10 protein-coding genes are annotated in these 12,824 nt (G+C 73.4%); 7 read left to right on the forward strand and 3 right to left on the reverse strand.

The annotated features are described in order from the left end of the window. Positions 1 to 66: 66 nt before the first annotated feature. Together ACIP4O_RS18005 and ACIP4O_RS18010 are read right to left on the reverse strand one after the other, a co-directional pair. Positions 67 to 390: a WXG100 family type VII secretion target gene (locus ACIP4O_RS18005; RefSeq protein WP_401575454.1), complete on the reverse strand. Its 324-nt coding sequence runs from the start codon at positions 388 to 390 to the stop codon at positions 67 to 69. A 91-nt stretch (positions 391 to 481) separates the two neighbouring features. After that, positions 482 to 811 (reverse strand): WXG100 family type VII secretion target, encoded by a 330-nt coding sequence (locus tag ACIP4O_RS18010; RefSeq protein WP_401575455.1) that lies wholly within the window; start codon positions 809 to 811, stop codon positions 482 to 484. A 236-nt stretch (positions 812 to 1,047) separates the two neighbouring features. On the opposite strand from ACIP4O_RS18010, the gene ACIP4O_RS18015 reads away from it, so the two are divergent. The 4 genes from ACIP4O_RS18015 (at position 1,048) to ACIP4O_RS18030 (ending at position 6,816) form a co-directional block, all read left to right on the forward strand. Then, on the forward strand, positions 1,048 to 2,028 hold the full coding sequence (locus ACIP4O_RS18015; protein ID WP_401575456.1) for a ricin-type beta-trefoil lectin domain protein: 981 nt from the start codon (positions 1,048 to 1,050) through the stop codon (positions 2,026 to 2,028). A gap of 101 nt (positions 2,029 to 2,129) precedes the next feature. Further along, complete coding sequence (locus tag ACIP4O_RS18020) at positions 2,130 to 2,426, forward strand: YbaB/EbfC family nucleoid-associated protein (RefSeq protein ID WP_401575457.1); 297 nt, start codon at positions 2,130 to 2,132, stop codon at positions 2,424 to 2,426. A 300-nt stretch (positions 2,427 to 2,726) separates the two neighbouring features. After that, positions 2,727 to 4,094 (forward strand): EsaB/YukD family protein, encoded by a 1,368-nt coding sequence (locus ACIP4O_RS18025; protein WP_401575458.1) that lies wholly within the window; start codon positions 2,727 to 2,729, stop codon positions 4,092 to 4,094. 25 nt (positions 4,095 to 4,119) lie between these two features. After that, positions 4,120 to 6,816, forward strand: a complete 2,697-nt coding sequence (locus tag ACIP4O_RS18030; RefSeq protein WP_401575459.1) for a right-handed parallel beta-helix repeat-containing protein — start codon at positions 4,120 to 4,122, stop codon at positions 6,814 to 6,816. Positions 6,817 to 6,935: 119 nt separating this feature from the next. Here the strand turns inward: ACIP4O_RS18030 and ACIP4O_RS18035 are convergent, their stop codons facing one another. Continuing rightward, a complete protein-coding gene (locus ACIP4O_RS18035; protein WP_401575460.1) occupies positions 6,936 to 7,586 on the reverse strand; it encodes a hypothetical protein in 651 nt (216 codons plus the stop codon). Positions 7,587 to 7,782: 196 nt separating this feature from the next. On the opposite strand from ACIP4O_RS18035, the gene ACIP4O_RS18040 reads away from it, so the two are divergent. From ACIP4O_RS18040 to eccCa, 3 genes are all read left to right on the forward strand, one after another. Beyond that, positions 7,783 to 8,100, forward strand: a complete 318-nt coding sequence (locus ACIP4O_RS18040) for a WXG100 family type VII secretion target (RefSeq protein WP_361324952.1) — start codon at positions 7,783 to 7,785, stop codon at positions 8,098 to 8,100. Positions 8,101 to 8,231: 131 nt separating this feature from the next. After that, complete coding sequence (locus tag ACIP4O_RS18045; protein ID WP_401575461.1) at positions 8,232 to 8,681, forward strand: WXG100 family type VII secretion target; 450 nt, start codon at positions 8,232 to 8,234, stop codon at positions 8,679 to 8,681. Further along, the gene (gene eccCa / locus ACIP4O_RS18050) at positions 8,681 to 12,820 is read left to right on the forward strand and encodes a type VII secretion protein EccCa (protein ID WP_401575462.1); all 4,140 of its coding nucleotides are present in this window, start codon (positions 8,681 to 8,683) and stop codon (positions 12,818 to 12,820) included. Before ACIP4O_RS18045 ends, eccCa begins: the two co-directional genes overlap by 1 nt. The last annotated feature ends 4 nt before the right edge of the window (positions 12,821 to 12,824 follow it).

Consider the following 12,824-nt stretch of genomic DNA (forward strand, 5'->3'; position numbering starts at 1 on the left):
GTCAGCTGTGCGCGCGAGGAAGAGGGTTCCTGCGAGGGCCCCGGCATACGTGAGCCGCGCGAGTGCTCACTGGTAGTGCCAGGTCTTGACGCTGGCCTCCTCGGCGTCCACGTAGTTGCCCCAGTTGACGCGCATCATCGCGGCGATGGTGCCCAGCACGCCGCCCTCCGCCTCGCTGCCCAACAGCGCGATCGCCGCGGTGTCCCAGTCGCGCATGTGCATCTGGTACTCGGTCGAGGACTGGGCGATCCAGGTGTCGATGAGCGGCTGGAGCTTCTTGCGCAGCGCGTCCAGCTCCGCCTCGATCTCGGCGGCCCGCTTGTTCAGCTGGGGTCCGGCTTCTTCGAGCCGGCCGGCGACGAAGATGTTCGATCCTGCGAGGTCCGGCATGGGCGGTACGCCTCCTGGAGAGCGGGAAGGGCCCGCCGGGCGCGGGGCGCGGCGGGTGCCACCGAAGCGGTGGACGAGGGCGGGCCAGCCGTCAGTTCAGCCTGGCCGGGGGCAAGCTGATCCGGGAGACGTTGGCCTGCGCCGCGTGCTCGGCCCGCTGGTAGTTGTCGCTGGTGCCGCCGAGCCCGTCGGCGATCGCCACCAGCGCCTGGTGGAGCTTCTGGGCGTTGGCGTCGTAGTCCTGCATCAGTTCCTGGAAGCGGGCGGCGGCGATCCCGCGCCAGGCGTCCTCCAGGCCGATGACGTAGTTCTTCAGTTCGCTCAGATGCGCCTGGACGTCCTCGGCGGTGGCGTACGTCTGCTTGACCGAGTCGTCCATGACGGCTGGGTCCACGTTGTAGACGATTCCGTCCCGTGTCACGGACACAGTGGCAGCCTTCCGTCGAGGTGTGCGTGCGCACACCGGGATATGTTTCCGGAGCAGCGCCGTGGGAGCGGGTGCCCTCGGACGGGGCATCATATGTGTGCTGTACCGGCACTGGACGCGGCTCCGGTCCGTCGCGTGGCACTATCTCACACGTACCGTAGCGCTGTCCGCTTCCATGTGTGCTTACGGCCGGATGCGGCCGCACACCTCGAACTGTGAAAGGACCCTCCATGGGGGACTCAGATCCCACGAAACCGCGGGGACCGGGACTGCCTGGATTCGCGAGCAGCTTCGCCGCGACTTCCCGCCGGGCCGGTGAACGCGACCGGCCGCACGTGGCCTCCCGGCTCGTGGTCGTCGCCGCCGTGGTCGCGCTGGTCGCGGCCGCCTCGATCGGCTACGGAGTGCTGTCCACGATGCGGAAGGACCCCGGCGACAGCGCCAAGCCCACGAAGGTGGTGGCCACCGCGGGTGGCGAGCACGCCAGTGAGCGCCCCGGCTCGCCCAGCGCCGGTGCCAAAGCCGGTACGACACACGTGAAGAGCGCCGGAAACGGGACCGCGGCCGACGGGGGAGCGGACACCGCCCTGGGCGGCCCGGCGGCGGACGGCACCTCCGGGAAGGGCTCCTCGTCCTCCTCAGGCGGCTCCTCGGCGGGGAAGGGCTCCTCGTCCTCCTCGGACGGGGGCTCCTCCAGCGGGGAGGGGGCGACGTCCTCCTCCGGCGGTTCCTCCGCGAAGGGCAAGACGTCGTCCTCCGGCTCGTCCTCCTCGTCCGGCTCCTCGTCCTCCGGTTCCTCCTCGTCCCGGTCGACCGCCGCACCCACCGTGGTCAAGTCCGGCCGCATCGTGGGCTTCCAGTCGCACCGCTGCATCGACGTCGTGGACGGCGACACCGCCTCCGGCACCCCGCTCCAGCTGTGGGACTGCTCCGGCGACGCCTGGCAGAAGTGGACCTTCTACAGCGACGGCTCCGTCCGCTCGGCCGGCAAGTGCATGCAGGTCGCGGGCGGATCGACCGCCGACGGTACGGCGATCCAGATCGCCACCTGCGACGGCGGCTATGCGCAGCGGTTCAACCTGAACGGCTCCGACGACCTCACCCACGCCAGCCACTGCGTGGACGTCACCGACAAGAAGAGCGCCAACGGAACCCGCCTGCAGCTGTGGAGCTGCGCGGGCTCCCCCAACCAGAAGTGGGGCCTGGGCTGAGGCAGCGGGCCGGCCGCCCCGCGACCGGCCCGCACCCGCATCCCCACGTCCTCGCACCCCCGCACCCCACCCAGCACCGCCCCCTCGCGACCGGAGTCGCCATGACCGAAGAACCCGACCTGGACAGCGTTCTGGAACGGATGGAGGAACTGCGCGGCAGACTCGTGACCGCGCACACCGGCCGCTCCACGGAAGGCGCCACCGGCAGTGCCGGTGGCGGACTCGTACGGGCCGAGGTCAACGCGGTCGGGGAACTCCAGCACCTGCGGATCTCCGCGCTCCTCGCGGACCCGGCGGACACCCACACCCTCGCCGCCACCGTGCTGGCAGCGGTACGCGATGCCCAGGACACCGTGGTGGCCCGCTACCGCGCCCGGTTCCGGGATCTGCTCGACTGACACCGGAGCCCGGCCACGGGCCTCGGCACGGAAACACGGCCGGGCGTGGGCGGTGAGCCCCGACGGGTCGTCAGGTTTCTCGTCCACGTGTGCATCGGGGTGTGCCGCGGCCCCGCGTGTTGCGCTAGATTGGTCGCTCTGCCGCACACACCCGGCATCCCACCGGGCCGTACCGGAGAACCCTGTCCCCGCCCCGGACTCCCGGGCCTGCCTCACACGTGCGCGCCTCGTCCCGCCGGGCGCACCCTCCGCCGTACCACCCGGTGGACAACCCGTACGAGTCATCGGAAGGAACCACCCGTGCCAGCAGTGGAAGACGAGCGCTGCCGCGTGACGATCGTGGGCGAGCACCGCAGGATCGACCTGTCGGTGCCCGCCCACGCGGCGATCGCCGAGTACACCCCGATGCTTCTGCGGGCCTGCGGGCAGAGCACCGCCGACGACACCTTCCCGCCCGCCTGGTCGCTCGCGCTCCCCGGCTCCCGCGCCTTCGCCCCCGAGACCTCGCTCGCCGAATCCGGTGTGGTCGACGGTGCCACCCTCTACCTGCGCGATTTCGCCGCGGGCGAGCACGACGAGGCCGAGGTCGCCGACCTGGCGGAGGAGATCGGCTCCGCCAACCGGACCGGCCGGGTCTGGGACGCCACCGCCCGCGCCCGTAGCTCCGTGGTCGCCGGGATCGCCGTCCTGGTGGGGGCGTTCGCCCAACTCGACGGTCCCGGCCCAGGCCGCCCGCTCGCCGGGTTCGGCGCCCTGATCGCCGGCATCTGCCTCGCCCTGCTCGCCGCGCACGCCACCCGGCGCGGCTGGAGCCTGCCCGCCGGCCTTCGGCTGACGGCCGCGCTCGCCGCGGTGCCGCTGTGCGCCGCCGCCGCGCTCGCCCTGCCCACCGCCCGCACCGACACCCCCGCGCTCCTGGTGGCGGGCGGCATCGGCGCGCTGCTCGGCGCGGTCGCCGCGCGCGCCGCCGTACCGCACCCGCTCACCACCGCCGTCCTCGCCCTGACCGCGCTCTGCGTACCGGTGACGGCCGCCCTGGCGCTCTCCGGCGCCGGGCTGCTGGAGAGCGCCGCCGTGGTCGTCGTCGTCCTGCTCGGCGTCCTCGCGGTCGCGCCCACCGCCACCGGCCACCTGATCGCGCTCTCCGGCACCGCCCTGGACGGCGGGCAGGGCGGCGACAGCGCCCACGGCCAGGTCGCCGGGCTCGTGGCGGACGCCCGGCGCCTCCTCATCGGCCTCACCGTGCTGTGCGCGACGCTGCTCGTCCCCGCCCTGGTGCTGCTGGCCGCCGCCGACCAGGTGTGGGCCCTCGCGCTGAGCGCCGCCGCCGGGCTGGCGCTGCTGCTGCGCGCCGGACTGCTCAACGCGTTCGGCGCCGTACTGCCCCAACTGGTGGCCGGGACCGCCGGGCTGGGTGCCTGCCTTGCCCTCGCCCCCGCCGCGGCCGGGGCCCCCGCGTGGACCGGCCCCGCCGCGCTCATCGTGGTCGGGCTCGCCGTGCTCGCCCGGGGCACCTCCCGGATCTTCGGAGACACCGATGACGAGGAGGCCGAACGGCCCGCCTGGATGAGCACCTTGGGCCTGCTGCTCTCCGTGCTCACCGTGCCGCTGGCGCTCGGAGTCTTCGGCCTCTTCGGACACCTCCAGTCGATGGGGACCTCGCTGTGAACGGCGCGGCGCGGAGCGGTCCGCGATGAGCCGAGTGCTGCGGGTCGCCGAGCGCGGCTGGGGCACCTACCGCGGCATCACCGCCGCCGTCCGTGAGGCCGGCACCGGCACCGTGGTGCTGGTGGCACCCGGGACCTATCACGAATCGCTGGTGCTGGACGGCGAGGTGACGGTGACGGCCGCCAAGGGCCCCGGCACCGTACGTATCACCAGCGCCCAGGGACCGGCGATCAGCGTCGTCGGCGGCGCCCCGGTCCTGCGGGACCTCGACATCGAGGGCAAAGGCGGCGGCCCCGCCGTACTGCTGCGCGCCGGACGCACCGCACTCCACGGCTGCACCGTCACCAAGGGCGCGGTGGAGGCCGCGCACGACGCGCGTCTCGCCCTGCACGGCTGCACCCTGCGGGCCTCCGGCGGCGACGGGCTGCGACTCGGCTCCACGGCGAGCGCACTGATGCGTGAATGCCTCGTGGACGCCGCCGGGCGGCACGGCGTGCACCTCGCCGACGCGGCCCGCGCCGAACTCGACGGCACCCGCGTCGTCGGCGCGGCCGGCTGCGCCGTCACCGCCACCGGCACCGCCTCGGTGACCGCGGCCCACAGCTTCCTCGGCGAGTGCGGCGAGGACGCCGTCCGAGCCGCCGGGCAGGCGCGGCTGCTGCTGCGCGACTGCCGCCTGTACGACGCGGCCGGCCACGCCCTGCACGCCGAGCACGCGGGGCCAGGCCCGGGCACCGCACCGGCCGAAAACGCCGCGGACCCGGACGGTGCCGCGGCCGGGCGCGCCGAGCCGCGGATCAGGCTGGAGCGGTGCGAGATCCTGCGCACCGGCCGTGAGGGCGTGCTGCTCGCCGGTACCTCCGATGCCCGGCTCGCCGACTGCGCGGTGGGCGAGACCGGCTCGGCCGCGCTGCACGCCGTCGGTGACGCCGTGCTGGTCCTGGACCGGGTGCGCGCCGTCGACCTCGGCGAGACCGCGCTCGCGGCGGGGGAGCGGGCCGCGGTACGCGCCACGGGCTGCACCTTCGCCCGTGTCGAAGGCAACGCCGTCTACCTGCGCGACGCCTCGGCCGCCGTCCTCACGGGGTGCACCCTCTCGCACACCACACTGGACCTGCTGCACCTGGCCGCCGGCACCCGCGCCGAACTCCAGGACTGCACCCTCGCGGACGGCGCCCGGCACGGCATACGCGTCGAGCCCGGCGCCCGGCTCGCCGCGCGGGCCGCCACCGTGGAGCGGGCCGCGCTGTGCGGCGTCGACGTGGCCGGGGGCGACGCCGAGCTGCGCGGCTGCACGCTCGCCGCCTGCGGCACCGGCGTACGCCTGGACACCCGGCACCGCCCGCTGCTGGACGGCTGCGAGGTGCGCGCCGCCACCGGCAACGGCGTCCACCTCGCCCGGAACACCGGCGCGCTCCTCGCCGATTGCACCGTCGACGGCGCCGCCACGGCCGGTGTCCGGCTCGACGAGGACAGCGAGGCGTGGATCGACGGCGGGGCCGTCACCGGCGCCCGGGGCAGTGGACTGGTCGTCTGGACCGGGGCGCGCCCCCGGGTGCGCGGGCTGCGGATCGCCGGGGCGGGCAAGAACGGCGTCTACCTGCACGACGCGGCCGCCGGGCTCTTCGAGGACTGCGAGGTCTCCGGCGCGGGCTACCCGGCACTGTACGCGGGCCCGCGCGTTCAAGCGGTCTTCCGGCGCTGCCTGGTGGCCGACTCGGGCGAGGACCTGTCCGCCGACGACACCGCCGCGCCGGTCTTCGCACAGTGCCGCAGCACCGGCGTCGACACGGTGTCGATGCCGCAGGACGAGAGCGCGCCCACCGCCCGTCCGCACGGCCTCGCTCCCGCACCGCACACGCCCGGGGCAGCCGCCCCCGGTGACGTCCCGGAGGCAGCCGAGGACCCACTGCCCACGCTGCTGGCCGAACTCGACCGGCTCGTCGGCCTGGAACGCGTCAAGGCGGACATCGCCTCGCTCACCAAGGTGATGCGGCTGGTCAAACAGCGCGAGGAAGCCGGCCTCCAGCCGCCGCCGCTCAGCCGCCACCTGGTCTTCGCAGGGAATCCCGGCACCGGCAAGACCACCGTCGCCCGGCTGTACGGGCGACTGCTCGCCGGGCTCGGAATGCTCGCGCACGGCCACCTCGTGGAGGCCGACCGCGGGGCGCTGGTCGGGGAGTACGTCGGGCACACGGCACCCAAGACCACCGCCGTCTTCCGGCGCGCGCTCGGCGGGGTGCTCTTCGTCGACGAGGCGTACGCGCTCGTCCCCCACAACCAGCCCTCGGACTTCGGGCACGAGGCGGTCGCCACCCTGGTCAAGCTGATGGAGGACCACCGCGACGACGTCATCGTCATCGTGGCCGGGTACCCCGAGGACATGGACCGTTTCCTCGCCTCCAACCCCGGGCTGGCCTCCCGCTTCACCCGCACCCTCAGCTTCGACGACTACACCTCGACCGACCTGGTGCACATCGTCGAGCACCAGGCCCGCAGCCATCAGTATCGGCTGCACGAGGAGACGGTGGCCGGGCTGAGGGCCTACTTCGACGGCGTCGAGCGCACCGAGCGGTTCGGCAACGGCCGTACCGCGCGCCAGGTCTTCCAGCGGATGACCGAACTGCACGCCGAACGCGTCGCCGACCTGGCCGACCCGGGCCCGGAGGCGCTGACCCTGGTGCTGCCCGAGGATCTGCCGCGTACGGCGGTGCACTCGTGAGGGCGGCGGGGCGGGAGGCGTTGCGGGGGGCGGTGCACCGCCGTACGTGCCGGTCGGCGCACCGCCCCGCGTACCGCCCGGCCCCTCGCCCCGCGTACCGCCCGGCCCCTCGCCCCGTGTCAGCGCACCACCGAGGAAGCCGGCGGCTCGGGGAAGACGCACGCGCGGTCCATCTGCGCGTACGTCTGTCCCGCCCGGTTCACCATCGCGAGGAACTGACCCGACAATTCGAGGGAGTTGGCGATCTGCCAGAGCGCCTTCTCCATGGCGGGCTTCATCGAGGCGTAGAAGTTCTGCGCCATCTCGGTCAGTTGCGCCTGGCCCTCCGGATCGGTGTCCCCGTCGGGCATGTTGCTGGTGCCGCCGCTGCTGTTTCCGGGGGTGGTGGAGTTCATCGCCGCGGCCGGCTGTGCTTTCTCCTTGGGGCCGAACATCTCGTACTCCGTCGCGAGGACCTTCCCGCGCAGGGCGGAGTAAGCCGCGGAGGAGGTGCGCAGCCCGCCGAGCATGGACTGCTCGGCGCTCCGCACGCTGGGCCCGTCCATCAGGAACGGTCCGCTCTCCGCTACGTCCTTCGACGTGCCGCCGGAGCCGCCCGAATCCCTTGGCGGGAGGTTGAACGAGGGCGGGTTCTCCCAGGCGACACTCACCTGCGGGACGAGGTGGCTGAGGTCCTTGCCGGAGTCCTCGTCGGTTTTGTTGTCGTCCGACTGGCCGTTGTTCCCGGTCAGCGGACTGGTGTCGTACTTGGACGTGTAGGGACCGGCCATCGGCCTCCTCCTCCGGACGGGCGGTGCGGGTGGCACCACGGGTATGTCGCCCGCCATGTTCGCACGTACCCGGTGTCGAGCAGAACTCAGGAAACACGTATCTTGAAAAAGACGTGTGTCCCGTACGGCCGTACAGGACACCTGTCCCGCGGCGGCGCGGGACACCGGAGCGGGACACCAGACAGGGGCGGACGGAATGGCTGACACTTCCACGGCACCGAAGACGGCGGCGCAGTGGGCCGTCGCGCTCTCGGAACTGCACAGCGCCATCGGCAAGGTCAAGGGGTACTCCCACGACATCTCCGGCTATCTCGTGCAGATCGGCAACGAGTTCGACCGGATCGGCGACAACTGGCGCAGCCCCGCCGCCGCCTCCGCCGAACCGGTCGCGGAATGGTTCACCCGCTCCGCGCGGGACCTGCGGGAGCTCCTTGAGGACATGATCCGGCGCATGCAGGCGTCGTACGAGAGCTACCTGGACGCGGAGACGAAGAACTACCACAACGCCACCTGACCCGGCGCCACCCGCACACCGCACGCACATCGCGCGGCGCACCGCACGCGACACCGCACACCGCACCGCACACCCGCATCACACCCACAAGCACACTTCATCGCACACCCCCATCGCAGAGGGAGGTCCTCGTGGCTGACCCAGCCGACTACGACTTCGCGACCGTGTCGGTCGACCCGCAAGGCATCGAGGAGATCTCCAGGCGGCTGCTCGGCCTGGCCGACAACGTCGCGGACGCGGTCGAGAACATCGCGGACGCCTCCTTCCAGCTCCAGCTGGGCTGGGCCGGCACCTCCGCCGAGGAGGCGAAGGCGTTCGGTGGACGCTGGGACGCCGTGATGACCGAGATGTTCGGCTCCAAGAAGAACCCCGGCCAAGGCGTGCTCAACGTCATGGCCGGAGTCGTCGACATGGTCGCCGTGACCTTCAGCAACACGGAGGTCAAGCTGGAGCAGGCCTTCCACGATTTCACCGCCGCGCTCGGCTCCGGCGACAGCAACGTGCCCACCTCGGCCCCGCCGGACGCCCCGGCCAACCTCGACCCCGAGGAATCGGCCGTCCTGGAGGACTTTCCCAACTGATGAGCCAGACCGCCTTCCACCGCCCCGCCCGCGTCCTGCCGCCCTCGGTCCCCGAGCAGCAGGTGCCGCTGCCTGCCCCGCCCCAGAAGACCGCCGAGAACCAGGCGTCGAGCTGGCTCTATCTGCTGCTGCCGCTGCTCAGCAGCGTCAGCATGGCCGCCTACATGGTCACCTTCGGGCGACTGTGGATGACCATGCTCGGCGTCGGCTTCGTCGTCACCTCCGTCGGCGTGACCGCGTACGTACGTGCCCAGTCCCGCAACGCCGGCCGCACCACCCGGCTGCGCCAGCGCGACCGCTACGTCGAGTTCCTGACCGACATCCGTGCCCAGGCCCGCGCCTCCGCCGAGGCGCAGCGCGCCGTCGCCGCCTTCCTCCAGCCCAGCCCGCACCGGCTCTGGGCGCTGACCACCGGCAAGCGCCGGGTATGGGAACGCCGCCCCGGGGACGAGGACTTCCTGCGGCTGCGCCTGGGCCAGGGCCTCGGCGCACCCGCCATGAAACTGACCTCCCACCGGCGGGGCGACCCCACCGCCGAGTTCGAGTCGCAGTCCCAGCGCGCCGCCGACCGCCTGGTGCGCGACTACGCCCGCGTCGGCCGCCAGCCCGCCTGGATCGACCTCGCCCACACCGGGGTGCTCAGCCTCACCGGGCCGGCCGAACGCACCGCCGAGGCGGTCGGCGCCCTGCTGCTCCAGCTCTCCGTCCTGCACGCCCCCGACGACGTCGCCCTCGCCGCCCTCGCCGAGGACGAGGTGCCCTGGGCCTGGGCCAAATGGCTGCCGCACACGCGAGAGGCCACCAAGGGCCCCACCCCCGCGCTCGCCCAGGACCTCGACGCACTCGCCGACATCCTGGAGACCCACCTGGAACGGGTCCGCGCCGAACGCGCCGAACGGACGGGCGGCTTCCTGCGCCGGGAGACCCCGGCATCCCGCCACCTCGTCGTCGTCCTCGACGGCTACCGGCCCACCGCCGACTGGGCCCGTTCCCCGCTCGTCGCCGAACTGCTCGCCGAGGCAGGACCCGCGACCGGCCTCCACATCGTGTGCACCGTCACGCGCGATGCCGAGGAACCCGGCCGCGTCGACGCCCGCGCCCGGATCGCCGCCGACGGCGCCCTCACCCTGGAGAGCCCCGACCCGGCGCTGGTCGGCGCCGTCCAGGACGCCGTGGCCGACCGCTGCCCGCCCGCCCTGGCCGAGCAGACCGCCCGCGCCCTCGCCCCGCTGCGACTGGCGGGCGAACGCGAACAGGTCCTCGCCCGTACCGTCTCGCTCCCCGAAATGCTCGGCCTGGACCGCCTCGACACCCTCGACCCGCCCTCCCTGTGGCGCGCCCCCGAGGCCGAGGACCTGCTCCGGCTCCCGCTCGGCGTCACCGGCGAGGGCGAGCAACTGGTCCTCGACCTCAAGGAGTCCGCGCTTGGCGGCGTCGGCCCGCACGGCCTCGTCGTCGGCGCCACAGGGTCCGGCAAGAGCGAACTGCTGCGCACCCTGGTCACCGGGCTCACCCTCACCCACTCGCCCGACGAACTCGGCTTCGTCCTGGTCGACTTCAAGGGCGGCGCCACCTTCGCCGGGGTCACCGAACTGCCCCATGTGGCCGGGCTGATCACCAACCTCGCCGACGACCTCGCGCTCATCGAGCGGGTCCGCGCCGCCCTCCAGGGCGAGCAGCAGCGCCGCCAGCGGATGCTGCGCGACGCCGGCAACGTCGACTCCGTACGCGAGTACCAGATCCTGCGCGCGCAGGGCGCCACCGATGTGCACGGGCACCCGCTGGAGCCCATGCCGTACCTGATGATCGTCGTCGACGAGTTCGGGGAACTCCTCTCCCAGCGGCCCGACTTCATCGAACTGTTCGTGCAGATCGGCCGCGTCGGCCGCTCCCTGGGCATGCACCTGCTGCTGGCCACCCAGCGCCTCGACGAAGGCCGGCTGCGCGGACTGGAGTCGCACCTGTCGTACCGGATCTGCCTGCGCACCTTCAGCGCCGCCGAGAGCCGCGCAGTGATCGGCACCACCGACGCCTACAAACTGCCCGCCATCCCCGGCTCCGCCTACCTCAAGGTCGACGAGTCGGTGTACGAGCGCTTCCGCGTGGCGCACGTCTCCGGCGCCCACCGCGGCCCCGGCGACAAGCCCGCCGCCCGGCCGAAGGCCGCGCCCCCCGCCCCCTTCGGCTGGCGCACCGCGCGCGACGCCCGGGAGGAGAGCGCCGAGACCGCCGACGAGCTGACCGCGCCCGTACCGCTGCCGCAAGCAGGCCGCCGCACCGAGATGCAGGCCGCCGTCGAGCGGATGCTGCCGTACGGCACCCCCGTGCACCAGGTGTGGCTGCCACCGCTCCCGACGACCGTCGAACTCGACTCGCTGCTCGGCCCGCTCGACACCGGCGAGGAACGCGGCCTGCACTCCTCGCTCTGGCCCGAGGGCGGCCGGCTCGGCTTCCCGGTCGGGGTCGTCGACCTGCCCGCCCGCCAGGAACAACGCGCCCTGCTCCTCGACCTCTCCGGCGCCCACGGCCACATCGCCGTCGTCGGCGCCCCGCAGTCCGGCAAGAGCACCCTGCTGCGCACCGCGCTCGCCTCCGCCATGCTGACCCACACCCCCGACGAACTCCGCTTCATCTGCGTGGACTTCGGCGGTGGCACGCTCGCCGGGATGGAGGAGGCCCCGCATGTGTCGGGGGTCGCGGTACGCCACGACGAAGCCCGCGTGCGCCGGGCACTCACCGTCGTGCGCCAGCGCGTCGAGGAACGCGAACGCCTCTTCCGGGAGCTGAAGATCGACTCCGCGCAGGACTTCCGCCGCCTGCGCGCCCGGGGAGCCCTGCCGGAGGGCACCGACGCCGCCGACCTGGTCCTCGTCCTCGACAACTGGGGCGCGGTGCGCGGCGCGATCGAGGAGGCCGACGAGATCGTGCAGGACATCGCCTCGCGCGGACTCGGCGTCGGCATCCACCTCATGCTCAGCGCCAACCGCTGGAACGAGATCCGTGCCGCCCTGCGCGACAGCATCACCGGCCGCCTGGAGCTGCGCCTCAACGACCCCGGCGAGTCCGAGATCTCCCGTACCGCCGCGCGCGGCCTGCGTGCCGTCGTCCCCGGGCGGGGCATCATCGCGCCCGGCAACATGTTCCACACCGCACTGCCCCGCGCCGACGCGGTCGCCACCGCCGAGGGGCTCACCGAGGCACAGCGGCATCTCGTCACCGAGCTGCGGACCGGCTGGGGCGGCCCCGAGGCCCCGCCGCTGCGGGTGCTCGGCGAGCACATCGACGCCGGGGAACTGGCCGCGGCCGTCGAGGCGGCCCACCCGGGGGGCGCCGGTCTCGGCACCGGCGACGTACCCGTCGGGCTGCGCGAGGCGGACCTCGCCCCCGCCGTACTCAACCTGGAGAAGGAGGGCGGCCCGCACTTCCTCGTGCTCGGCGAGACCGGCTCGGGCAAGACCGAGTTCCTGCGCTCCTGGATGCGCCGCATGGCAGCGGCCCGCTCCCCGTGGGACATCCGCTTCGTCGTCGTCGACTACCGGCGCGGCCTGCTCGAATGCGTACCGGACGACTACATCGGCGCACAGGCCGGCGAATTCGCGTCCGCCGAGGTGTACGTCGAGCAACTGGTCGAGAAACTGCGGGAGCGCACCCCGCCCGCCGGGATCAGCGCCCGCGACCTGCGCGCGCGCAACTGGTGGACCGGCCCCGAGCTGTACCTCGTCGTCGACGACTACGACCTCGTCTCCGGCGGGCTCGGGGGCCGCGGTCCGCTCGCCCAGGTGACCGACTTCCTCGCGCACGCCGCCGACATCGGATTCCACCTGGTGCTGGCCCGCCGTATCGGCGGTGCTTCCCGCTCGCTCACCTCCGACCCGCTCGTCGCGCGGCTGCGCGAACTGGGCACAGGCGGCCTGCTGCTGTCGGGTGATCCGCGCGAGGGCGCGCTGCTCGGGGACCACCGCGCGGCCCGCCGCACGCCGGGGCGCGGCACGCTCGTCTCACGCAAGGAGGGGGTCGTGATCCAGGCCGTGCACGACGCGCCGGAACCCCCGGAACCCCTTACGGAATCCGACCGGCCCGGTCAGTCCGCGGCGTCCGCCGCGTCCGCCCCAGAATTCCCGCCGGTGACCGCCGTCTGACGCG

The organism is Streptomyces sp. NPDC088923, from assembly GCF_044749745.1.
In the GTDB taxonomy this organism is placed as follows: Bacteria; Actinomycetota; Actinomycetes; order Streptomycetales; family Streptomycetaceae; genus Streptomyces.

What these genes read in the sequence shown, in the direction of transcription:
- ACIP4O_RS18040 (WP_361324952.1), top strand. Translation starts at nt 7,783, where the DNA reads ATGGCTGACACTTCCACGGCACCGAAGACGGCGGCGCAGTGGGCCGTC.
- eccCa (WP_401575462.1), top strand. Translation starts at nt 8,681, where the DNA reads ATGAGCCAGACCGCCTTCCACCGCCCCGCCCGCGTCCTGCCGCCCTCG.
- ACIP4O_RS18030 (WP_401575459.1), top strand. Translation starts at nt 4,120, where the DNA reads ATGAGCCGAGTGCTGCGGGTCGCCGAGCGCGGCTGGGGCACCTACCGC.
- ACIP4O_RS18005 (WP_401575454.1), bottom strand. Translation starts at nt 390, where the DNA reads ATGCCGGACCTCGCAGGATCGAACATCTTCGTCGCCGGCCGGCTCGAA.
- ACIP4O_RS18035 (WP_401575460.1), bottom strand. Translation starts at nt 7,586, where the DNA reads ATGGCCGGTCCCTACACGTCCAAGTACGACACCAGTCCGCTGACCGGG.
- ACIP4O_RS18015 (WP_401575456.1), top strand. Translation starts at nt 1,048, where the DNA reads ATGGGGGACTCAGATCCCACGAAACCGCGGGGACCGGGACTGCCTGGA.
- ACIP4O_RS18020 (WP_401575457.1), top strand. Translation starts at nt 2,130, where the DNA reads ATGACCGAAGAACCCGACCTGGACAGCGTTCTGGAACGGATGGAGGAA.